The 22,844-nt window shown below is 61.6% G+C and carries 21 protein-coding genes and 1 tRNA gene; 8 read left to right on the forward strand and 14 right to left on the reverse strand.

The window, feature by feature from the left end:
- Positions 1-18: 18 nt before the first annotated feature.
- A tRNA-Leu gene (locus tag DWU99_RS00080) sits at positions 19-103 on the reverse strand.
- Between the two features lie 152 nt (positions 104-255).
- On the opposite strand from DWU99_RS00080, the gene rnr reads away from it, so the two are divergent.
- The 3 genes from rnr to DWU99_RS00095 are packed head-to-tail and all read left to right on the forward strand — an operon-like array spanning position 256 to position 3,883.
- On the forward strand, positions 256-2,859 hold the full coding sequence (gene rnr / locus DWU99_RS00085) for a ribonuclease R (RefSeq protein ID WP_115475967.1): 2,604 nt from the start codon (positions 256-258) through the stop codon (positions 2,857-2,859).
- Positions 2,856-3,599 carry a 23S rRNA (guanosine(2251)-2'-O)-methyltransferase RlmB gene (gene rlmB / locus DWU99_RS00090; RefSeq protein WP_115475968.1) on the forward strand — a complete coding sequence of 248 codons (744 nt, stop codon included), beginning with the start codon at positions 2,856-2,858 and terminating at the stop codon, positions 3,597-3,599. The genes rnr and rlmB overlap by 4 nt, the downstream gene beginning before the upstream one ends.
- Positions 3,596-3,883: a CBU_0592 family membrane protein gene (locus DWU99_RS00095; RefSeq protein WP_115475969.1), complete on the forward strand. Its 288-nt coding sequence runs from the start codon at positions 3,596-3,598 to the stop codon at positions 3,881-3,883. The genes rlmB and DWU99_RS00095 overlap by 4 nt, the downstream gene beginning before the upstream one ends.
- Positions 3,884-4,026: 143 nt before the next feature.
- On the opposite strand, the gene phoU is transcribed toward DWU99_RS00095, so the two are convergent.
- The 6 genes from phoU to rnt form a co-directional block, all read right to left on the reverse strand.
- Positions 4,027-4,761: a phosphate signaling complex protein PhoU gene (phoU, locus tag DWU99_RS00100; RefSeq protein WP_115475970.1), complete on the reverse strand. Its 735-nt coding sequence runs from the start codon at positions 4,759-4,761 to the stop codon at positions 4,027-4,029.
- Between the two features lie 119 nt (positions 4,762-4,880).
- Positions 4,881-5,684: a phosphate ABC transporter ATP-binding protein PstB gene (gene pstB, locus DWU99_RS00105; protein WP_115475971.1), complete on the reverse strand. Its 804-nt coding sequence runs from the start codon at positions 5,682-5,684 to the stop codon at positions 4,881-4,883.
- Positions 5,677-6,543: a phosphate ABC transporter permease PstA gene (gene pstA, locus DWU99_RS00110; RefSeq protein WP_115475972.1), complete on the reverse strand. Its 867-nt coding sequence runs from the start codon at positions 6,541-6,543 to the stop codon at positions 5,677-5,679. Before pstA ends, pstB begins: the two co-directional genes overlap by 8 nt.
- Positions 6,543-7,514 (reverse strand): phosphate ABC transporter permease subunit PstC, encoded by a 972-nt coding sequence (gene pstC / locus DWU99_RS00115; RefSeq protein WP_115475973.1) that lies wholly within the window; start codon positions 7,512-7,514, stop codon positions 6,543-6,545. Before pstC ends, pstA begins: the two co-directional genes overlap by 1 nt.
- A 105-nt stretch (positions 7,515-7,619) precedes the next feature.
- Positions 7,620-8,651, reverse strand: a complete 1,032-nt coding sequence (pstS, locus tag DWU99_RS00120; RefSeq protein WP_425476795.1) for a phosphate ABC transporter substrate-binding protein PstS — start codon at positions 8,649-8,651, stop codon at positions 7,620-7,622.
- Between the two features lie 121 nt (positions 8,652-8,772).
- Positions 8,773-9,432, reverse strand: a complete 660-nt coding sequence (rnt, locus tag DWU99_RS00125; RefSeq protein ID WP_115475975.1) for a ribonuclease T — start codon at positions 9,430-9,432, stop codon at positions 8,773-8,775.
- Between the two features lie 252 nt (positions 9,433-9,684).
- On the opposite strand from rnt, the gene DWU99_RS00130 reads away from it, so the two are divergent.
- On the forward strand, positions 9,685-11,373 hold the full coding sequence (locus DWU99_RS00130) for a carbohydrate porin (protein WP_115475976.1): 1,689 nt from the start codon (positions 9,685-9,687) through the stop codon (positions 11,371-11,373).
- A 106-nt stretch (positions 11,374-11,479) separates the two neighbouring features.
- Here DWU99_RS00130 and nth read toward each other — a convergent pair whose 3' ends face one another.
- From nth to DWU99_RS00155, 5 genes are all read right to left on the reverse strand, one after another.
- Positions 11,480-12,118, reverse strand: a complete 639-nt coding sequence (nth, locus tag DWU99_RS00135) for an endonuclease III (protein WP_115475977.1) — start codon at positions 12,116-12,118, stop codon at positions 11,480-11,482.
- Positions 12,115-12,717, reverse strand: a complete 603-nt coding sequence (locus tag DWU99_RS00140; protein WP_115475978.1) for an RnfABCDGE type electron transport complex subunit B — start codon at positions 12,715-12,717, stop codon at positions 12,115-12,117. The genes nth and DWU99_RS00140 overlap by 4 nt, the downstream gene beginning before the upstream one ends.
- Positions 12,718-12,738: 21 nt before the next feature.
- On the reverse strand, positions 12,739-14,838 hold the full coding sequence (metG, locus tag DWU99_RS00145; RefSeq protein ID WP_115477118.1) for a methionine--tRNA ligase: 2,100 nt from the start codon (positions 14,836-14,838) through the stop codon (positions 12,739-12,741).
- A gap of 228 nt (positions 14,839-15,066) precedes the next feature.
- A complete protein-coding gene (locus tag DWU99_RS00150; protein ID WP_158543187.1) occupies positions 15,067-16,869 on the reverse strand; it encodes an alkaline phosphatase family protein in 1,803 nt (600 codons plus the stop codon).
- Between the two features lie 258 nt (positions 16,870-17,127).
- Positions 17,128-17,574 carry a DUF2147 domain-containing protein gene (locus DWU99_RS00155; protein WP_115475980.1) on the reverse strand — a complete coding sequence of 149 codons (447 nt, stop codon included), beginning with the start codon at positions 17,572-17,574 and terminating at the stop codon, positions 17,128-17,130.
- Between the two features lie 178 nt (positions 17,575-17,752).
- Between DWU99_RS00155 and apbC the strand changes: the two genes are divergently transcribed.
- The 3 genes from apbC (at position 17,753) to DWU99_RS00170 (ending at position 20,231) form a co-directional block, all read left to right on the forward strand.
- Positions 17,753-18,847, forward strand: a complete 1,095-nt coding sequence (gene apbC, locus DWU99_RS00160; protein WP_115475981.1) for an iron-sulfur cluster carrier protein ApbC — start codon at positions 17,753-17,755, stop codon at positions 18,845-18,847.
- Between the two features lie 215 nt (positions 18,848-19,062).
- A complete protein-coding gene (gene dcd, locus DWU99_RS00165; protein ID WP_115475982.1) occupies positions 19,063-19,629 on the forward strand; it encodes a dCTP deaminase in 567 nt (188 codons plus the stop codon).
- An 86-nt stretch (positions 19,630-19,715) separates the two neighbouring features.
- Positions 19,716-20,231 carry a hypothetical protein gene (locus DWU99_RS00170; protein ID WP_233510795.1) on the forward strand — a complete coding sequence of 172 codons (516 nt, stop codon included), beginning with the start codon at positions 19,716-19,718 and terminating at the stop codon, positions 20,229-20,231.
- A 90-nt stretch (positions 20,232-20,321) separates the two neighbouring features.
- Here DWU99_RS00170 and DWU99_RS00175 read toward each other — a convergent pair whose 3' ends face one another.
- Both DWU99_RS00175 and DWU99_RS00180 read right to left on the reverse strand, forming a co-directional pair.
- Complete coding sequence (locus tag DWU99_RS00175) at positions 20,322-20,747, reverse strand: HIT domain-containing protein (protein ID WP_115475983.1); 426 nt, start codon at positions 20,745-20,747, stop codon at positions 20,322-20,324.
- A complete protein-coding gene (locus tag DWU99_RS00180) occupies positions 20,744-21,418 on the reverse strand; it encodes a dienelactone hydrolase family protein (protein WP_115475984.1) in 675 nt (224 codons plus the stop codon). The genes DWU99_RS00175 and DWU99_RS00180 overlap by 4 nt, the downstream gene beginning before the upstream one ends.
- 106 nt (positions 21,419-21,524) lie before the next feature.
- Here DWU99_RS00180 and rimO point away from each other — a divergent pair, with 106 nt between their 5' ends.
- The gene (gene rimO, locus DWU99_RS00185; RefSeq protein ID WP_115475985.1) at positions 21,525-22,844 is read left to right on the forward strand and encodes a 30S ribosomal protein S12 methylthiotransferase RimO; all 1,320 of its coding nucleotides are present in this window, start codon (positions 21,525-21,527) and stop codon (positions 22,842-22,844) included.

The following is a 22,844-nucleotide window of genomic DNA, read 5'->3' on the forward strand; positions in this document are numbered from 1 at the left end:
CGGCGGCTTTCAATGATCTGGTGCCCAGGAGAGGACTCGAACCTCCACGGTTTTACCCGCTAGTACCTGAAACTAGTGCGTCTACCAATTCCGCCACCTGGGCAGGTGTCGCGTGAGCCTTTAGGGCTGTGCGAGCCGCGTAGAGTAGGCATCGGCGGGCGTCTTGTCAACTGTTTCTTCACGGTGTCCGTGTAGGCGAACAGCGACTTCAGACGGACCATTTATCGAATCGTTCATCAAGGCGATACTTACGCTGTGACCCCGAAAAAAAATCGAAGCAAGGAAAAAGCGCCGCGCAAAGTGACCAAGGTCCCCAAGGGACGGTCTGGTGCGGAGAAGGCTGCGCGTCGCGGCTATGCAGCGTCGTCCGAGGAGAAGGCAGCGGCCAAGCGGCCGCAAGATCCTTTTGCCAAGCGCGAGGCAGAGCGCTATGAACGCCCCATACCCAGCCGCGAGGCCATCCTGGCCCTGCTTGAGGAGCGCGGCGAACTGCTGACCGAGGCGCGTGTCGCCGAAGCACTGCAGCTGCATGACGAGTACAGCATCCTCGCCTTGTCCAAACGGCTCACGGCGATGGTGCGCGACGGTCAGCTGCTGCTCGGCCGCCGTGGCGGCTATGCGCCGGCACGCAAGCTGGACCTGATTCCCGGCGTTGTCCTGGCAAACGCCGAGGGCTACGGTTTCCTGCGCCCGGATGAGGGTGGCGATGATCTCTATCTTTCGCCTTATCAGATGCGCAGCGTGATGCATGGAGACCGCGTGCTCGCGAGCGTGGTGGGCGTGGATCGTCGCGGGCGTCGGCAGGGTGCCATCGTCGAAGTGTTGCAGCGACGCTCGCCACGGCTGGTGGGCCGTGTGGTGATCGATAACGGCGTCACGCTGGTGGTGCCGGATGATCGCCGCTTGCATCAGGACGTGATGATCGTTCCCGGCAAGGAGCAGGGCGCACGTTCCGGGCAGATCGTGGTGGCTGAAATCACCGATCCGCCGACCGCCTATCGTGGCCCACTCGGTGCGATTCGCGCGGTGCTTGGTGAACGCCTGCAGCCATCGTTGCTGGTGGAAATGGCGATTGCCAGCCACGACCTGCCGCACGAATGGCCGCCGGAAGTACTGCGCGAAGCGGCGCAGATCGAGCCAGAAGTGACCGTGGCCGAGCGGGAAGGCCGCGTGGATCTGCGCAAGCTGCCGCTCGTGACGATCGATGGCGCGGACGCGCGGGATTTCGACGACGCGGTCTATGCCGAACCCAGACGTGGCGGCGGCTGGCGCTTGATCGTGGCGATTGCCGATGTATCGCACTACGTGCGCGTCGGAAGCGCGTTGGATAAGGAAGCCTACGAACGCAGCACGTCTACATACTTTCCGGGGTTCGTGGTGCCGATGCTGCCGGAAACACTGTCCAACGGCATCTGCTCGCTCAATCCGAAGGTGGAACGCCTGTGCATGGTGTGCGACATGCAGGTCGATGTGTCGGGCGAAGTGGTCAAGTCGAAGTTCTACGACGCAGTGATGCTTTCGCACGCGCGTCTGACGTACGACAAGGTCTGGCAGGCGATCGGCCTGGAAGGCGCCGACGCATTGCATGAAGTGGCCGATGTACTGCCGCATCTGCGCAACCTGCATGCGTTGTACAAGGCGATGTCCGAGCAGCGCCGTCGCCGCGGCGCCATCGACTTCGAAACGCCGGAAGTGAAGTTCCGTCTCGATCAGACGGGCGAAGTGGAAGCGGTGGGCGCGGTGGAGCGTAACGACGCGCACAAGCTCATCGAGGAATGCATGATCGCCGCCAATGTGCAGGCGGCCCTGTTCCTCGAGAAGCGCAAGATTCCCGCCCTGTATCGTGCGCACGAGCCGCCGCCGGCCGAAAAATACGAAGACCTGCAGCAGTTCCTGCGTGAATTCAAACTGCGCATGCCGCCGCTGGAAGATGTGACACCCGGCGATTTCGCGGAAGTGTTGCGCATGGTGCATGACCGGCCCGAACGGGAACTCATTCAATCGGTGCTGTTGCGTGCGCAGAGCATGGCGGCTTATCAGCCCGGCAATCGCGGCCATTTTGGCCTGGCGTTGAGCGCCTATGCGCACTTCACCTCGCCGATTCGCCGTTATCCGGATCTACTGGTCCATCGCGCGATCCGTTACGCGCTCAAGAGCGGCAAGCCCGACGCGTACGATTACACCGATGCCGCGATGGCGGCGATGGCCTTGCACTGCTCGCAGCGTGAACGTCGCGCCGAGGAAGCCGAGCGCGATGTGGACGAGCGGTTCCGCTGCGCCTGGATGGCCAAGCATGTCGGCGAAGAGTTCGAGGGTACGGTCACTGGCGTGACGTCGTTCGGTCTGTTCGTGGAACTGGACGAATCGAAAGTGTCCGGTCTGGTGCACATCAGCCAGCTCTCCAACGACTATTACCACTTCGACCCGGTGAGGCATCTGCTGAAAGGCGAGCGCAGTGGCGTGCAGTTCCGGCTGGGCGATCATGTGCGCGTGCAAGTTTTGCGAGCAAGCCTTGAGGACCGCAAGATCGATTTTCGATTGGTGCAGCCGACGAAGAAGGGCGCTCCAATTCCGGCACCGACTACGCAGCGCGCCTACGATTATGCGGCGGCCGGCGAGCGGTATTCGCTGCCGTCGGGTCGTAAACCGTTGCCGACGCTGCCTGCTGTGCCCGCGCGCGATGGCGCGAAGGAAAAACACGGCGCAGCCAAGCCCGGCAAGAAAGCCTGGGTGGAGAAATCCACCGTTGCGCCCGACAAGCGCAAGAGCAAACAGAAGGCCCCCGGTAGCAAGGCTGCAGGCACGGACAAGGTGCACGCTAAAAAAGCGGGCGCGAAGAAGGCAAAAGGTAAACGATGAGCGAGAGTTGGATCGTCGGGATCAACCCGGTGGATGGTGCGTTGAGCAACGACGCCGAGCGCGTTAGCGAGATACTGGTGGAGAACGGCCAGCGCAATCCGCGCGTGCATGAATTGGCCGAGCGTGCCAAGGCTTTGAAGATTCCCGTTCATCATCGTCCGCGCGAACAGCTTGATCGTCTGGCTGGCGAGGCACGTCATCAAGGTATTGCGGCGCTTTATCAGCCTCCGCCGTTGGCGGGCGAAAGCGACTTGCCCGAATTGATCGAAAAGGCAGGCCATGACGCGTTGGTGCTGGTGCTCGACGGTGTCACCGATCCGCATAATCTGGGCGCATGTCTGCGCAGCGCTGCGGCGGCCAATGTGACGGCCGTGGTGGTGCCCAAGGATCGCGCGGTGGGTCTGACACCGGTGGTTCGCCGTGCTTCGGCAGGCGGCGCGGATCGCGTGCCGCTGATTGCCGCGACCAATCTTGCGCGCGCCTTGAGGACGCTCAAAGATGCAGGCGTATGGATTACCGGCCTGGCTGGCGATACGGACAAGTCGATCTACGACATGGATTTGAAGGGGCCGGTAGCGTTGGTGCTGGGTAGCGAAGGCGAAGGCATTCGCCGACTGACGCGCGAGACCTGCGACTTCGTGGCGAAGATTCCCATGCCCGGTACGATGGAAAGCCTCAATGTATCGGTGGCGACCGGTATCGTCCTGTTCGAGGCCCTGCGTCAAAGAGGTGTGCGATGACGTTCTACTGGCACGATTGGGCCGGCTACATCGGCGTAGTGCTCGTGCTGCTGGCCTTTTTGCTGCTGCAGGCTCACAAGCTGCACGGCAATGGCCTGGTCTACCAGCTGATGAACGTGCTGGGTGCCGTCGGCGTGATGCTGTCGCTGTTGTTCGGCAGCTTCAATGCGGCTGCCTTCTTCATGCAGCTTGCGTGGTTGCTGATTGGTATTTATGGCATTGGGCGCAGTGCGCGCTTGCGAAAGGAAGCGCGAGACGCAGGGCACGGCGTGGAGCCGCGATAAGGGCTGGGCAGGTTCGCGGCCGACTTACGCTTGTCTCACGAACGCTTGTCTCACGAAAACGCTAACGTTCCGGAACAGCTGTTAGTGCCTCACCGTCATTCGGAATGACGGTGAGGCACCGACATACGTCGGAAAATGTTTTCTCAGTCCGGACGATTGCCCAGCTTCACCGGCTCAGGATTGGACGTCAGGTCGCGCTTGTCGCGCGGAGCAGTCAACGGCTCGCCCTTCACCTGGTACCACACGTTCTCGGCGATGTTGGTGGCATGGTCGCCGATGCGTTCGATGTTCTTGGCCATGAACAACAGATGGGTGCACGGCGTGATCACGCGCGGGTCTTCCATCATGTAAGTGAGCAATTCGCGGAAGTAGGCGGTGTAGGCTTCGTCCAGCTCCACGTCGTCGTGCCACACCTTGAGGGCGCGTTCGGCGTCGCGGTCGCGGTGGGCGCGCAGTACCTCGCGTACTTCTTCAGCGGCCAATTCGGCAAGGTGGGCCAGGCCACCCGTGGGCGTGAGCGGCGCAGCCATCGACAGCGGAATGGAGCGCTTGGCGACGTTCGCGGCATAGTCGCCGATGCGTTCGATGTCCGCCGCGATGCGCAGGGCCGCGAAAACATTGCGAAGGTCGCCGGCGATAGGCGCGCGCAGCGCCAGCAGGCGGACCACGTCGTGGCTGATTTCCTGTTCGAGCTGGTCGATCGCGTCGTCGTTGTGCACCACGTGCTGTGCGGCGCGCTCATCGCGGCGTTCGACGACGTCGATGGCCGCCTCCAGCTGGCTTACGGCCAGCTCACCCATGCGAACCAGTTCGCCGGTCAGGCGAATCAGCTCGTCGTCGTAGCTCTTGATGATGTGTTCCTTGCCGCTGCCGCTCATGGGGTGTTGCCTCGTAGATGAAATTGGAAGAGGGGCCTGTTGAGTGTCTCGCGAGGGTGGCCCCTCACCCTGACCCTCTCCCCGGAGGGAGAGGGAAACAAGTGGACACTTCGCGCCGATTATCCGAAGCGTCCGGTGATGTAGTCTTCGGTCTGCTTCTTGCCGGGCTTGGTGAAGATTTTTTCGGTGTTGTCGAACTCGATCAGCTCGCCCAGGTACATGAAGGCGGTGCGGTCGGAGCAACGCGCGGCCTGCTGCATGTTATGGGTGACGATCACGATGGTGTATTCGTGCTTGAGCTCTTCCACGAGCTGTTCGATGCGACCGGTGGCGATCGGATCGAGCGCGGAGGTCGGTTCGTCCAGCAGAAGCACTTCGGGACGCAGCGCGATTCCGCGCGCGATGCACAGGCGCTGCTGCTGACCGCCGGACAGACCCAGCGCGCTCTGCTTGAGCTTGTCTTTCACTTCGTCCCACAGCGCCGCGCTGCGCAGGGCCTGCTCGACGCGGATTTCCATGTCGGCGCGTGAGAGCTTTTCATGGTGACGAATGCCGTAGGCCACGTTCTCGAAAATGGTCATCGGGAAGGGTACGGGTTTCTGGAACACCATGCCGACCTTGGTGCGCAGACGATTCATCGAATAGTTCGGGTCGAGGATGTTCTCGCCGTCGAGTTCGATGTTGCCCTGGGCCTCCAGCTTCGGATAGATCGCGTAGATGCGGTTGAAGATGCGAAGCAGGGTGGACTTGCCGCAACCGGACGGCCCGATGATCGCAGTCACCTGCTTCTCGGGAATGTCCATGTTGATGCCTTTCAGCGCATGGTATCCGTTGTAGTAAAAGTGCACGTCGCGCACTTTGATCTTGGCGGGCGCCGCGGCACCGGTCATGGGCGCCGCAGTGGCGGCGGCGAGGTCATTCATAACTCACCTTCTTGCGCGAAAACATGATGCGGGTCAGCAGGCTCAGCGCCAGCACGAATAGAGTGATCAGCAGCGCGCCAGCCCACGCGATCGCGTGCAGTGCCGGGTCCGGATCGTTGGTGTACTGATAAATCGTCTGCGGCATGCTGGCCATCTTGTCCAGCGGATGGAACGTCATGTACGTATTGCCGAAAGCGGTGAACAGCAGCGGTGCCGTTTCGCCCGCCAGGCGCGCCAGCGCCAGCAGCACGCCGGTGAGGATGCCCGAGAACGCGGCGCGCATCAGCACCTGCATGGTGAGCTTCCACTGCGGAATGCCGAGCGACAAGGCCGCTTCACGCAGCGTGCCCGGCACCAGCTGCAGCATCTCGTCGGTGGTGCGCACGATCACCGGCAGACCGATCAACGCAAGCGCCACACTGCCGGCGAAGCCAGAGAACGTAATACTCCCGCCGGTAAGCGCCGTGGCTGGAACCACGACGATCACGTACACGAACAGACCCAGCACGATCGAAGGTGCGGACAGCAGGATGTCGTTGAGGAAGCGGATCGATGCGCCTAGCCGCGTAGAGCTCGCGTATTCGGCGAGGTAAGTACCGGCGAGCACGCCGATGGGCGCGCAGATCAGCAACGCCATCAGGTCCATCATCAAGCTGCCCACGATGGCGTTGGACAAGCCACCATCAGCCCCGTAAGCGGTGATCTTGGTGAAAAGGGTCAGTTTCAGCGCACCGAAACCGTTTTCTGCGGTGATCCAGAGTATCCACACCAGGAAGATCAGGCCGAGCAGTGTGGCGAATCCGCTAAGGACCAGCGCGATGATGTTGGTGATGCTGCGGCGAGCGTAAATGGCGGACATCAGCGACCCTCCCGGCGAGCCAGCTGTCGCAACATCAGGCGTGCGATCAGCAGCACGATGAAGGTCACCACGAAGAGCAGGAAGCCCAGCGCGATCAGCGCGGAACGATGCAGGCCCACCGCTTCGTTGAATTCGTTGGCGATGCTCGAGGAGATCGACGTGCCCGGCATCAGCAGCGACGAAGTCAGGTTGTACGAATTGCCCAGCACGAAGGTTACCGCCATGGTTTCACCGAGCGCGCGGCCCAGTCCCAGGAAGATACCGCCGATGACCGCCGAGCGGGTATACGGCAGCACGATGTCCCACACCACTTCCCAGGTAGTGGAGCCGAGTGCGTATGACGACTCCTTGAGACGCGCGGGAACGGTCTGGAATACCTCGCGCATCACCGAGGAGATGAACGGCAGGATCATCACCGCCAGCACGATCCCCGCGGTGAGCAGGCCCAGGCCCAGCGGCGGCCCCTGGAACAGTGCGCCGATCACCGGAATGTTGCCGAGCGTATCGTTGAGCGTCGGCTCGATGTTCGCCATGAACGGCACGAAGACAAACAGGCCCCACATGCCGTAGATGATCGAAGGAATGCCAGCCAGCAATTCGATGGCTGCGCTGACCGGACCGCGCAGCCAATTTGGCGCGATCTCGGTGAGGAAGAGGGCAATGCCGAAGCTGATCGGCACCGCGATGACCAGTGCGATCAATGACGTGATCAAGGTACCGGCGATGGGAGCCAAGGCACCGTATTGATCTTCGACCGGATTCCAGTCGGAGCTGGTGAGAAAATGGAAGCCGTCCTTGAGCAACACATCGCGGCCGCCCCACAGCGTGGATAGCGCCGCGCCCAGCAGCGTGGCGAGCACGAACAGCGCGCAGCAGCGAAGCAGGAGACGGAAGATGAGATCGTGACGGGCATCGGCGCGCGAACGATGTTCGGTATCACGAGCGAGCGGTTCGGCGCTTGTAGCTTGCATGCTGAGGCGTTTCCGCGGTGGATTTAATCAGAACGACGCGCGCAACAGACCGTTGCGCGCGTCGCAAGTCCAAATGCTGTGGCTGTCGTTGCGACAGCGCGCAGCTTACATCTTGTATTCGCTGGACCAGTAGCTCTCGATCTGCTGCACCAGCGAGTCGGGCAGCGGCACATAGGCGAGCGAGCGGGCCGCGTCCTGGCCGTTCGAGTACGCAAACTTGAAGAAGTCGAAGGCAACCTTGGTATTGGAGGCATTCTTCGGCGTCTTGTACATGATCACCCACGACGTAGCCGTGATCGGCCATGCCTGCGCGCCCGGCGCATTGGTCATCAGCAGGTTGAAGTCCTTGGCGTTCTTCCAGTCGGCCGTGACGGCGGCAGCCTGGAAGCTGGCGGTGTTGGGTTCGACCACGTTGCCGGCCGCGTTCTTCATCTTCGCGTAGCCGATGTTGTTCTTCAGCGCGTAGGCGTATTCGACGTAGCCGATCGAGTTCGGGATCTGCTTGATATAAGCGGACACGCCCTCGTTGCCCTTGCCGCCGATACCGGCCGGCCACTGCACGGCGGTGCCTTCACCCACCTTGGTCTTCCAATCCGCGCTCACTTTGGAGAGATAGTCGGTGAAGTTGAAGCTGGTGCCCGAGCCATCCGAACGATGCACCACCGTGATGCGGCTGCTCGGCAGGTGGACGCTGGGGTTGAGCTTGACGATGGCCGGATCGTTCCAGGTGGTGATCTTGCCGAGGTAGATGTCGGCCAGGGTGGCGCCGTCGAGCACAAGTGCGCCCGGAGCCACGCCAGCAACGTTGAACGCCGGCACGATGCCGCCGATCACATCCGGGAACTGGCCCAGACCGAACTTGGCGAGGTCTTCCGGCTTGAGCGGCATGTCGGAGGCGCCGAAATCAACGGTGCCTGCCTTGATCTGGGCGATACCGCCGCCCGAACCGATCGACTGATAGTTGATGTGGTTGCCGGTTTTCTCGGCGTAAGCGGCGGACCACTTGGAGATGACCGGATACACGAAGCTGGAGCCTGCACCGGTGATGTCGGTGGCTTGCGCCGTCATGCCGAACATGGACGCGGCGACCGCAATGGCGAGCGTACCGAGGCGAGACGGAAGTTTGAATGAGGTCAACACAGAGGCTCCTTAGGAGGGAAGTGGCGAGTGGATGCCGTAAGTCCCGTGTATTGCAGGGGCTAGGTGTTGCAATGAGATGAGATGAATATTTCAGCTTGATGACAGCCGTAAGTTCTTGTCAGGGAAGGACAGAACCCACACGCTCGAGTTCCAGCACTTCCAGGGCGCGCAAGCGATTGACGATGCGGCAAAAAAGCAAGGCGGTGCGTTCCGCGTCATAGACAGCGGAATGTGCTTCGCGCGAATCAAATGTATAGCCGGCCGCGAGCACGGCCTTGCTCAATACGGTTTGCCCAAAGGCGAGGCCGCTCAAGGTGGCGGTGTCGAAGCAACTGAAAGGATGAAACGGATTGCGCTTGTGCCCGACACGGCGCACGGCCGCATTGAGAAAGCCCAGATCGAACGCGGCATTGTGGCCAACCAGAATCGCGCGCTGGCATTCGTTCTGCCGGATCGCCAGTCGCACGGGCTGAAATATATGGTCCAGTGCCGACCGCTCGTCGAGCGCACCGCGCAACGGGTTTTCCGGATCGATGCCAGTGATTTCCAGCGCGCGCGGATCGATGTTCGCGCCAGGGAAGGGTTCGACATGCGTGGAAACGGCAGGATGCGGATACAGATGGCCTTCCTGATCCATGCCGATGACCACGACGGCAATTTCCAGCAAGGCATCGCGTTCTGCGTCGAACCCGCCGGTTTCCACGTCTACGACCACCGGCAGAAAGCCGCGAAAGCGATCGGCCAGTCGGGCCGCCAGGCTGTTGTTGAGTTGCTCCATCGGTAAAGCATATCAGTCGAACTAAGGTTTAGATCTTGCCCTCATCGTCCTCGTGGCGCGCTCCGCGTGGACGATGAGGGCAGGCGCTTGTGCCCCAGTACCTTACCGACCGTATGGTTTTGTCTTCGTTCTGTCACATAACATCCATCTAACGGTAAAGCTGCCGCTAGATCATGCCGCCAACCCGCAGGCCACTCCAGGGGAAGTGACTTGGGAAGCCATTGCGGTTTCATTGATAGCGGAGATAACAACATGCGTTCCAAGATGCTCACGGTGGCCATCGCTGCCGGTTTGGGCTTGACCAGCGTTACGGCTGTGTCGGCACAGACGACCTCTAACAAGAAAGTGACCGTTAGTGCCTCCGAACTGGCACAGATGAAGGCCGAGATCGCAGCACTGGAGCAGAAGGTTCAGGACCTCGAGTCGCAGTCGGCGGCCCAGACCGAAGCGCAGACGCAGACCGCGCAGGCTGTGCAGGCCACTCAGGCTCAGGTGGCGGCCACCCAGACGCAGGTGCAGGCAGCTGCGACGCAGATCAAGACCGGCGACACCCTGGGTGGCACCGGCGGCGTGAAGTGGACCTTCGGCGGCTTCCTGGCGGCTGAATCGGCGTACCGCTCGCGCGACACGGCCGATGACGTGGCCACCAAGTTCACCGCCATCCCGTTCCTGGGCGGTACGAGCACCGCGCCGATCAACACCAGCAGCGGCGCTACCACCAGCTACCCGGTCACCAACGCCAAGAACGATCAGTTCCTCTACAGCGCGCGCCAGAGCCGTCTGTCGATCAAGGCTGAGGGCGACATCAACGACTCTACCCATGTGACGGGCTACTACGAGACGGACTTCCTCGGTGGCGCCCAGACGGCGAACATGAACGAGAGCAACTCGTTCAACCTGCGTGTCCGTCAGTTGTGGAGCAGTGTGGATTGGAACGACTACGGCCTGCATGTGTTGGCCGGTCAGGCCTGGTCGCTGCTGACCCTCGACAGCGTGGGTATCACCCCGCTGAAGGAAGTGCTGCCTCCCACCATCGACGCGCAATATAACGTGGGCTTCACGTGGGCTCGCCAGACCCAGCTGCGCATCGTCAAGGACTGGAACAAGGTGTGGTGGTTGGGCCTGTCGGTGGAAAATCCGCAGACGGCCGGCATCGGTTCCCTGGCTGGTACGGGCACCAAGAACTATGCGACGACGACGGCTACGGTCCAGGCCGGTTCTCTGTATGACACCTTGAATACGGTGTCGATCAACCAGATTCCGGACATCATCGTGAAGGGTGCGGCTGATCCGGGTTGGGGTCACTACGAACTGTTCGGCATTTCGCGCCAGTTCACGACCCGCGTGACCCCGCTGACTGCCAACGGCGGCCCTGCCGCTACCACCAATCAGACCGCGCATGGCGAAGGCTTTGGTTTCGGCATGGTGTTGCCGCTGGTTCCGAAGGTCCTGGACTTCCAGCTTTCGGGCATGAGCGGCAAGGGCATCGGCCGTTACGGCACCGCTGGCCTGAACGACATTACGTACAACACGAACGGCGCTCCGCATCCGCTGAAGGAAAACATGGCGCTCGGCACGCTGACCTGGCATGCCACGGACTCCCTCGATGTGTACGCCACCGCTGGCCGCGAACAACAGGACAGCTACCTGACCTCCGGCGTGAACGGCAAGCCGCTCGGTTATGGCGCCGCTGCCCTCGGTTACAACAACAGCGAATGCTTGGTCTACGGTGCGGCCACCGATTGCACGGGCCAGACCCGCAGCGTCAAGGAGCAGACGATCGGCTTCTGGTGGAAGTTCTACCAGGGCAAGTTCGGCCGAGTGCAGTTCGGTACGCAGTTCTCGCACGCCTCGCGCCAGCTGTTCACGGACGTCAACAGCAACGCTCCGAGCGCTCAGGACAACATGTTCTTCACCAGCTTCCGTTACTACCCGTTCTGATCGGTGGGACACGAATAGCTGCAACAGTTATCGGAATGGAGTTCGACCTAAGGATGGAAAAACGGCGGGCCTATGCCCGCCGTTTGTTTTTCTGCGCCAGAAAAAATTATGCTGAAGGTGTCTTGTCGCGATAACGGCAGAGATCGCGAATCACGCAGTTCGGACAATCCGGCTTGCGGGCCTTGCATACGTAACGGCCGTGCAGGATCAGCCAGTGGTGCGCGTCCTGCTTGAACTCGGCGGGCACGACTTTCTCAAGCTTGTCCTCGACGGCGCGAACATCTTTGCCGGGCGCCAGTCCGGTGCGGTTGGCAACGCGAAAAATGTGTGTGTCGACGGCGATCGTGGCGTGGCCAAACGCGGTGTTGAGCACGACGTTGGCGGTCTTGCGGCCCACGCCTGGCAATGCTTCCAGCGCTTCCCGGTTGTCCGGAACTCCGCCGCCGTACTGCTCGATCAGGATGCGGCAGAGTGCAATGACGTTTTTCGCCTTCGCGTTGAACAGGCCGATGGTGTTGATGTAGCGCTTGAGCTTCTCTTCGCCGAGATCGAGCATGGCTTGCGGCGTATTCGCCACCGGATAGAGCTTGCGCGTTGCCTTGTTGACGCCCACATCGGTGGCCTGCGCCGACAGCACCACGGCGACGAGCAATTCGAAAGGCGTTTCATAGAGCAATTCGGTCGTCGGACGCGGGTTGAGTTCACGCAGGCGGGTGAACAGTTCGACGATGTCGGCTCGCTTCACGCCTTGGGCTCCTGTTTTTTGGCTTTTGCGCGTGCCAGTGCATCCAGCACGCTTTGGCTTGCGCTGTGAACCTGCGCCTTGCGCGTGAGCAGCTCGGCTTCGCGCTGTGCTTGTTGCGTAGCAAGCCGGGCTTCGCGGCGCTGAAAGTGCATGCGCGCCGCGTCGGCGCAGGCGGGATCGTCGGCCTGTGCCATGGGCATGGCTTCAAGCACGATGCAATCCACGGGGCAGGCCGGTACGCAACGTTCGCATCCGGTGCAATCTTGCGCGATGACAGTATGCATCAGCTTGTTGGCGCCGACGATCGCATCGACGGGGCATACCTGGATGCACTTGGTGCAACCGATGCAATCGGCCTCGACAATACGCGCAAGCGTGCGCGGCTTCTCGACACCGTTTTCCGGATTCAGCGGTATCGGTGGACGTCCAAGGAGCGCAGCGAGCTTCGCCACGCCTGCGCTCCCTCCAGGCGGACACTGGTTGATATCCGCTTCACCGTTTGCGATCGCTTCGGCGTAAGGCCGACAACCGTGATAGCCGCATTGCTCGCATTGCGTTTGCGGGAGCAGGGCATCGATGCGGTCGGCGAGCGAGCTCATACGCAAAGATCGCGTGACCGGTCAGCGCACCGTCGCGCCCGGCCTGGCACCCTGGTCCGCATCCAGAAGGAACAGATCGCCGCCACCGTCGCCGGCGGAAAGGATCATGCCTTCGGAAAGGCCAAAGCGCATCTTGCGAGGCGCAAGGTTGGCGATGAAGACCACGTTGCGGCCGATCAGTTTTTCCGGCTCGCCGTAGGCCGCGCGAATACCAGAGAAAATCTGACGCTTGCCAAGCGGGCCGGCATCCAGTTCGAAGCGAAGCAACTTGTCCGAGCCATCCACGAATTCGCAGGCGAGCACTTTGCCGACGCGCAGGTCGAGCTTGGCGAAGTCGTCGATGCCAATGGTGGCGGTGTCTGGTGTGGCGGCGGGAGTGGCGTTGTCGGTCATGCGCTTGCTTTCGTTCTTGGCGGTTTTTTTGGAGACGCTGGCAGGCTCAGGTGTGGCCGTCAGCGATTCTTTCGAGTTTTCGACCATCGCTTCGATGCGCTTGGGGTCGATGCGCGAGAGCAACGGCTCGAAACTTCGAATCGTGTGGTTGTGGAGGGTGGCGCAGGCCGAATCGAAGTCGGCGATGGGCGCGGCGAGGAACTGTTCTGCTGCTTCCACGGTGGCAGGAAGCACCGGCTTCAGCAAGCCGCCGAGCAGACGGAACGCGGCCAGCGAGAACGAGCACACCTGGTGCAGTTCTTCGCGCTGGGTTTCGTCTTTCGCCATCACCCAGGGTGCCTTGGCGGCGATGTGTCCGTTGACCAGGTCGGCGATCAACACGAAACGGCGCATGGCTTCGGCAAATTCGCCGGCTTCGTAGAGCGCTGGTACGCCTTCGTAGTGCGAAATCAGCACGCGCCAGAGTTCGTTCTGTTCTTCCGAAAACTGCGACGACAGTCGACCGTCGAAGAATTTTTGCACGAAGCCCGCCGTGCGGCTGGCGATGTTCACCCACTTGCCGATCAGGTGCGAGTTGACGCGCTCCTCGAACGCCTTGAGGTCGAGGTCGACGTCCACCGGCGTATCGCTGAGCATGGTGGCGAAGTAGTAGCGCAGGAATTCCGGATGCAATCCGGCATCCAGGTAGGTGCGCGCCTGGATGAACGTGCCGCGCGACTTGGACATCTTCGCGCCGTTGACGGTGAGATAACCGTTGACGTGAAGCGCGGTCGGCGTGCGGAACTTCGCACCATGCAGCATCGCCGGCCAGAACAGGCCGTGGAAGTTGATGATGTCCTTGCCGATGAAGTGGTGCAACTCCGTGCTGCTGTCGGGCGCGAGGAAATCCTCGAACTTGAGATCCGTCTTGTTGCACAGGTTCTTGAAGCTGGCGAGGTAGCCGACCGGCGCGTCCAGCCACACATAGAAGAACTTGCCGGGCGCGTCGGGGATCGGAAAACCGAAATACGGCGCGTCGCGGGAGATGTCCCAATCCTTCAGGCCGCCGTCCAGCCATTCCTTGAGTTTGGCGACGACGCCGGCGTTGGCCACCGGCGCGCCATCGGTCAGCTTGCCGGCGAACCAACCGTGCAGCAGCGCCTCGAACTTGCTCAGCTCGAAAAAGTAATGTTCCGAGTCGCGCAGTATCGGCGTGGCGCCGGACATCACCGAGTAAGGATTGATCAAGTCGGTGGGCGCATACGTGGCGCCGCAGTTTTCGCAGTTGTCGCCGTACTGATCGGGCGTGCCGCAATTGGGACACACGCCCTTGATGTAGCGGTCGGGCAGGAACATCTGCTTTTCCGGATCGAAAAGCTGCTGGATGCTGCGGCGGGCGATGTAGCCGCTATCGCGCAAGCGCGTGTAGATGAGCGACGCCAGCTCGCGGTTCTCGTCCGAATGCGTGGTGTAGTAGTTGTCGTAGCTGAAGTGGAAATCGGCGAAGTCGGCCTCATGGCTGGCACGGATGCCGTCGATGAAAGCCTCCGGCGAAACACCCGCTTTCTCCGCGGCCAGCATGATCGGCGTGCCGTGCGCGTCGTCCGCCGCCACGAAATACACCTCGTTGCCCATCATCCGTTGTGCGCGGACCCAGATATCGGTCTGGATGTAGCCCAACATGTGGCCCAGGTGCAGCGGGCCGTTGGCGTAGGGCAGGGCGTGGGTGACGAGTAGGCGTCGGGACATGGTTTCGGCGCTGGCTGGAGAGCTGCGCATTATGACACGACGGACGCGGCCTCCTCGCCGTTACGCAGCTGGTCTCATTTCCGCCATCGGTGCCAGAGCGTTAGGGCCAGACCGCGTACATAAGCAGGGCTGGCATGCCGCGATTCCTATCCCTGGAATCGCAGCACACCGTCGTTTGTGGCTTCATCCATGTCACGTCGAGATGCCAGTGAAGTGTTGCTCAGGTCATCACGGGCTGGTCACATTCAGCGTGACGGGGCCTGCAAGCACCGTGTAGCCGTTGTCATAGCAATACCAGACGCTATACGTGCCCGGCGAAAGCCCGGACGTATCGAAAGTAGCCGTTCCACTCGCTGCGGATACGTACTGCCAACTGGCGGACGAACCGTTCCCCGGACTGCTGCCCGCGGCATAGATGCCGATCCAGTTTTCGCTGTTGAGCTTGCTGGCGGGCGTTGCGTAATCGACATGCACATACGTGCCCTGGCTTACGCTGGGCATGGTGCTGGACAGGGTTGCTGTAGTGATCGGTGCTGTTGCAACGAAAGCGTCGTTGATCGGCTGAGCGTATTGATCATTGCTCGTGAGCGGCGCGATGCCCAATGCGTTCTCGATCGTGCGGCCCGAGCTGTAGTGGTTGTAACTCGTATTGCTGATGGCGCCCGCCTGCACGGTTCCCGGGGAGCCGACAAGAATGGTGGCGATGTGGTTGCCCGTGCTGGAAGCCGATTCGTCCCAGGTGAGGATGAGCAGCGAACGCTGCTGCGTCCATGCCGGCGAGTTGAAGATGGGCTGCAAGGTCTGCTGCAGCCAGCCGTTCTGTACTTTCAGGCTCGTGGATGAACCGTCGCCGGAGGATTCGCCGTCATAGTAGTCGTCCGCGGCGATCCAGGCGAAGTTCGGCGTGGTGGAAGCCGATTGCAGGTCGGTGGTCAGCTGCGTGGTGTCGAACAAGTGAGCGGCGCAGCGGGCGGGATTGGACGCGATGTCGGTGAAGTTGATGAAGGGCGCATCGTCCGGTTCGTAGTAACTGTCGTGGTTGTTGCTGGTGTTGCAGGGCGTGCCCATGCCTTGTTCGTAGGCCTTCCAGGTTTTGCCCGCGGCTTCGATTTCGTCCGCGATATTGGGCGCCGTCACCTTGATGTTCGGATAGTAGATGGCGCCTTGCACGAAGGTGTTGCCACCGGCGATGGCCAGATAGTTTTCATCGCTGGGGTGATAGACGCCGCTGGCGTTGGCGAGCAGGGTGCCCTGGTTGGCCAGGCTGTTGATGAAGGGCGCATCGGTGGTATCGCCGATGACTTCGCTGTAATCGGTGTTTTCCATCATCACCACGAAGACGTGATCGAAGGCGGGCACGTTCGATACCGGCGGTTTCAGCGTCGGCGCAGTTACCGGCGTCGACAGCGTCAGCGCAAGATTGTCGGCATAGCCGATGTTGTAGGAAGCCGACGTATCGGTGAATTGCAGCAGTACCGAAATCGTGCGGGTGCCGGCAGGGATGCTGCCCGTCGTGGACTTGGCGATGAAACCGCTTTCCAGCCCGCGTGCGCTTGCGTTTACACCGGCCAGTTGCGCGGGCGTGCCCAGCGGTTTGCCGCTCGCATCGAGGAATGTCGCGGTGACGACGGCTTGTCCGTTGTAGACGGTGTAGCCGCCCAGCCAGCCGGAAAGGTTGTAAGTGATGTTGCCGCCATCGATCGCGGTGGCAGCGCTTGAAACATCGACGTTCTGGCGCAGCGCCGAATCGCCGTAGGGACCATCCGCGATGAACGCATTGCCGCCGGAACCGGAACCCGGTGTGTTGAAGCGGCCGATGGAATAACACACGATCGACGGACTACCTTGCGTCACTGTCCAGCCCGGCACCGTGTTCACAGCGGACCAATCAGTAGTGCAAGTGCCCGACTCGCCGTCGCCATCGACCAGCAGATTGCCGCTATCCGAAGCGAATGCGGAACTGGCAAACAATCCGCTCAGGCAAGCGGCTGCCAGCGTTCCAAGCCATATCGATTTACGCTTCACCAACATACGCACACTCCTTCTGCCTTTGGCAGTACGCAATGGGAGCGTGGAACGATGAAGTGGGCTTATTGCCATCGCACGACGACCGGGTGACAGCGTACGTGTGTTGTCTAGATTGCGATGCCGTGCAAAGCGGAAATGTCCAATCTCGCGTGATGGGTGCGTGAAGCGTTCGATGTGCTAGCGCTAACGCATGCGCAAAAAGAAAGACGTCCGCAGTGGCGATTCGCGGACGTCTCTGGACGACTGCTGATTACTGACTGATTACTGGATGCGTTCCCAGATCTGGCTGCGGCCGATGAGCGCGAAACCTACGTAGCCGTGCACATCCAGTTTCTGGCCGCTGTCGGTCAGGGTGAGCTTCACCTTGTAGATGGTGCCGCTCTTGGGATCGAGAATTTTGCCGCCGTCCCACACCGTGCCGTCTTTGCTCACGCCCCACATGATGGTCATGCCTTCGATCGGCTGATCCTTGCGGTCGCCGTCGCATTTCTTGCAAATCGGGTGCGGGCCATCTTCCGAGATCAGCACCTGCAGGACCTTGGCCTGCAACTGGCCGTTGTTGTCCGTGATCTGGATGATGGACTTGGGCTTGCCGGTGACGTCGTCGATCTGCCGCCACGTGCCCACTGGCGTGTCGGTGGCGGCCCAGGCGACGACCGAACCCAGCAACAGGCAAGCGGCGATGGCGAATTGCGACAGGCGTTTCATGCTGAAGCTCTCCCTACGTTGGCGTATGGCGAGCCTGCCCAGCGGTTCGTGACGGGTCAAGCTGCAATGCGCAAACACCCTCATTTCACTGCCCGCTTACGCTTTGAACACGCATTCTGGCGGGGCACGGGGTTGCGTGCTGGCATAATGATCAGCTCCTACAGCCATCTCTCTCCCCATGACGCAGGTCAATGAAGCCCTCGTGCGCCGTCTCCTCGGCGACCTCATCGATCCCCATACCGGCGCGCCCATGGCGGACGCCATACGCGCCATCGGCGTGGATGGCGCCAAGGTGTCGGTGGATCTCCAGCTCGGCTATCCGGCTGCCGGCGCGAGCGAGGCGCTCAGTGGCATGGTCAGGCAGGCGCTGGAAGCCGATCCCGCGATCGATTCGGCCGCGATATCGATCGGTAGCCGCATTCATGCGCACAAGGTGCAGGGCACGCTCGCACCGCTGGGCAATGTGAAAAACATCATTGCCGTGGCGTCGGGCAAGGGTGGGGTAGGGAAATCCACGGTGTCGGCGAATCTCGCGCTGGCGCTGGCCGCCGAGGGCGCCAAGGTGGGCATTCTCGATGCGGATATTTACGGCCCCAGCCAGCCGCGCATGCTCGGCATCCACGGCAAGCCGGAATCGCCGGACGGCAAGAGCATCACGCCGATGACCGCTCACGGCCTGCAGGCCATGTCGATCGGCTTCCTGGTCGACGAAGAGACGCCCATGATCTGGCGCGGCCCGATGGTCACCCAGGCCATGATGCAGCTGCTCGGCGACACGCGCTGGGACATGCTCGATTACCTGATCATCGATCTGCCGCCGGGTACCGGCGATATCCAGCTCACGCTGTCGCAGAAGGTGCCGGTCGCCGGCGCGGTGATCGTGACCACGCCGCAGGACATCGCGCTGCTCGATGCGCGCAAGGCGCTGAAGATGTTCGAGAAGGTCGAGGTGCCGGTGCTGGGCATCGTCGAGAACATGGCCACGCACATCTGCACGAACTGCGGCCACGAGGAACACATTTTCGGTACCGGCGGCGGCGAGCGCATGGCCGAGCAGTACGGCGTGCCTTACCTCGGCTCGCTGCCGCTGGATATCCGCATCCGCGAGCAGGCGGACGGCGGCATGCCGACCGTGGCCGCCATACCCGACTCGGACCTGGCCGCGCGCTATCGCGACATCGCCCGCAACACGGCGGGACGGCTTGCGCGCCAGCCGCGCAACAAGTCGCTTGGGCTGGGCAAGATCATCGTGCAAGGCACGCCCACCGCATGAACCTCGCGGGGTAGGTGCCGTGCCCGACGGGAAGCCCGCGGCGCAGGTCCTTGCGATGTCCGGGCAGCGCATGAAACGCCACGCCCCGCCGGCGCGTCTCGCGGCCGGGCTGGACGCGGTGTGACCCGACTGGCACAAGAGCCGCCAGACCATGTATTTTTGACGCTTTGCGCCCGGCCCCGCCCGGCGCGTCAGGGTGAAGCACCGGAGTCCGCGTGAGCATCAAATCCGACAAGTGGATCCGCCGCATGGCGGAACAGCACGGCATGATCGAGCCGTTCGAGCCAGGGCAGGTGAAACTGCGCAACGGCGAAAAGCTGGTGTCCTACGGCACGTCCAGCTATGGCTACGACGTGCGCTGCGCACGCGAGTTCAAGATCTTCACGAACATCAATTCGACGATCGTCGATCCCAAGGCGTTCGACCCGACCAGCTTCGTGGACGTGGAAGCGGATGTCTGCATCATCCCGCCCAATTCGTTCGCTTTGGCGCGCACGGTGGAGTACTTCCGCATTCCGCGCCAGGTGCTGACGGTGTGCCTGGGCAAGAGCACTTACGCACGCTGCGGCATTATCGTGAACGTCACGCCGCTAGAGCCGGAATGGGAAGGCCACGTCACGCTGGAGTTTTCCAACACGACGCCGCTCCCGGCCAAAATTTATGCCAACGAAGGCGTCGCGCAGATGCTGTTTTTCGAGTCCGACGAGGAATGCGAAACCAGCTACCGGGACCGCGGCGGCAAATATCAGGGCCAGCAAGGCGTGACCTTGCCGCGGACCTGAACGGCGGTATTTCGCATCCCATCCACTCTTTCGGGGCGGCGTTACACTTCGCCTGGCCTCACCGAATATTTGCAGGAGATCCTCGCATGATCCGTTTTCCCACGTTGCCGACCCGCGGTGCCGCCGTGCTCATGCTCGGCAGCCTGCTGGTCCTTGGTGGCTGCCATCGCGGTGCTTCGAAGAATGACGCGGTGAACTCCGCGCAGCAGCAAAGTCAGTTCGACATGACGATGAAGGCATACAAGAGCGGCCAGTTCCTGATCGATGGCGCGGTGGTCTCCGCGCTCGATGCCGGCAGCCACTTTGCCTACCTGAAGGATGCCGGCCGCATGCCCAAGACGGTGCTGTTGCTGCCCAGCGACGATTCCAAGATCCGTAAGCAGCATCTGGAGTACATGGCGCGCCTTCAGCTCGACTACGGCTTCGTTGCCTACTACGACGATGGCGGCAAGCTTGCGCGCATCAACCCGGTCGAAACCAAGGCGCGTGCCTTGGAGGATTACCACGCACCGATTACGACCAGCAGCGATACCAATAAGGATGCCGCCGGTACTCCTTACGGTGCCGGTGCCGACAATTCGCAAGGTAACGGCGGTCACTGACCGCTATCGCCAACGAGATGCATGGCAAAGCGCCCGCAAATATGCGGGCGCTTTCATTTTGGCCTTGCAAAAAATAAAGGTGCCGGTGGATCACTCAGTCGTGCTGCTGAATTGCTGGCGCAAAAGCAGGAGCAGCGACTGCAGAGCGTCGCCCGAATAAGGTTCGGCACGGCCGTTACCCCAGACAGGCCCGGGCCACGCGGCATCGCCCTCGCGACGCGCGACGACGTGAACATGAAGCTGCCGCACGATATTGCCCAGTGCGCCGATGTTGATTTTGTCGCACGGTGCAATCTCGCGCAGTGCCTTCGCCGCACGATTCACTTCGCGCCACAGGCGTTGCTGCGCCTGATCGCCGAGATCCGAAATTTCGACCAGACCGGTTTCGCGCGGCACCAGGATCAACCAGGGATAGCGCGCGTCGTTCATCAGCAATACGTTGCACATCTCGAGCGATGCCACCGGCACGGTATCGGCCTGCAATCGCGCATCGAGCATGAATTCCGGCCGTCTCATGCCTGGGCCACGTACTTGTCGAAGAATGCCATCGTGCGCTGCAGTGCCAGCTTTGCGCTTGCTTCGTGGTAGTGCGTCGGATCGATGTCGCGATTGAATGCATGGCCCGCGCCGGCATAACTGAAGACTTCCATCTGCGGCAGCATCTGGCGATGCCTGGCGACCATCTCCGGCGGGATGGACGAGTCGTCTTCGCCGAAATGGAACATGACGGGCGCTTGCAGTTTCTCGCCGAGGAACGGCACGTTGCGTGCACCGTAGTAACTCACGGAGGGCAGTCCCAGGCGGATCGCGGATAACAATGCGACGGTGCCGCCCCAGCAATAACCCACGGTACCGATCTTGCCCGCCGAAGCGATGGCCTCGGCCGCGCTGGCGACATCCTCGATGGCGCGATCGAGTCCCAATTCGACGACCAGATCCCTTCCGCGGCGCATGCCCTCGTCCGTGTAACCGAGCTCCACACCGGTTTCCAGGTGATCGAAAAAGGCCGGCGCAATGGCCGTGTAGCCGGCAGCGGCAAAGCGATCCGCGACGCTGCGCACGTGCGCGTTGACGCCGAAAATCTCCTGAATCACCACGATGCCGCCCTTGGGCTTTCCCGCTGCCTCGGCGACGTAGGCGCCAATGCATTGCGTGCCGCTGGTGGGGATGTTGATGTGCTTGCCCATGGAGGTGTTCCTCAAGCTGAACCTCCAGTCAGTCTACCCGTCCGGGCGAAAGGGCTGACCTGGCGTATAATTGACCGTTTCCCGCAGGTTTACGGTAGTCAGGGCTATGTCAAAGGCAACCCAGAAGATCGGCTTTGTGAGTCTTGGTTGCCCCAAGGCGCTGGTCGATTCCGAACGCATCCTCACTCAGCTCAAGGTCGAGGGTTACGAGATCGTGCCCAGCTACGACGCAGCCGATGCCGTCGTCGTCAATACCTGCGGCTTTATCGATGCGGCCGTGCAGGAGTCGCTGGACGCGATCGGCGAGGCATTGCATGAAAACGGCAAGGTGATTGTCACCGGCTGTCTCGGCAAGCGCTCGGAGCTGATTCGCGAAGCTTATCCCGATGTCTTGGCGATCACCGGTCCGCAGGACTACGCCAGCGTGATGAGCGCGGTGCATTCGGCATTGCCGCCCAAGCGCAATCCGCTGCTCGATATCATTCCCGATACGGGCATCAAGCTGACGCCCAAGCACTACGCTTACCTGAAGATTTCCGAGGGCTGCAATCACCGCTGCAGTTTCTGCATCATTCCGTCGATGCGTGGCGATCTGGTATCGCGTCCGGTGGACGAGGTGCTGGCAGAAGCCGAACGCCTGGTCAAAGGCGGCGTGAAAGAGCTGCTGGTGATCTCGCAGGATACCAGCGCATACGGCGTGGACATCAAATATGCCGAGCGCATGTGGCGCGAAAAGAGCTATCGCACGCGCATGACGGATTTGTGCGAAGGTCTCTCCGAACTCGGCGCGTGGACGCGCCTGCACTACGTCTATCCGTATCCGCATGTCGACGAGATCATGCCGCTGATGGCGGAAGGCAAGATCCTTCCGTATCTGGATATTCCGTTCCAGCACGCGAGCCCGCGCATTCTCAAACTGATGAAGCGTCCGGGCAATATCGACAAGACGCTGGAGCGCATCCAGAACTGGCGCAAGCTGGTGCCGGATCTCACATTGAGAAGCACCTTCATCGTCGGGTTCCCCGGCGAAACCGATGCGGAATTCGAGGAGCTGCTCGATTTTCTGCGCGAAGCCGAACTCGATCGCGTGGGCGCGTTTGCCTACTCGCCGGTCGACGGCGCCAAGGCGAACGAGCTGCCGAACCCGGTGCCCGAGGAATTGAAGGAAGATCGCCTCGAGCAGTTCATGACCGTGCAGGCGGAAATCTCCGCGGCCAAACTGCAGCGCAAGATCGGCCGCACCATCAAAGTGCTGGTGGACGAGGCGAACGCAAACGGCGCCGTGGCCCGTTCTGCTGCCGATGCGCCGGAAATCGATGGTGTGGTGCACATCGCAAACGGCCAGTCGCTGAAACCGGGCCAATTTGTCGACGTGATGGTCGAAGCCGCCGACGAGCACGATCTGCACGCACGCCTGGCAGGTTGA

Source organism: Dyella psychrodurans (assembly GCF_003363265.1).
Taxonomy (GTDB): domain Bacteria; phylum Pseudomonadota; class Gammaproteobacteria; order Xanthomonadales; family Rhodanobacteraceae; genus Dyella_B; species Dyella_B psychrodurans.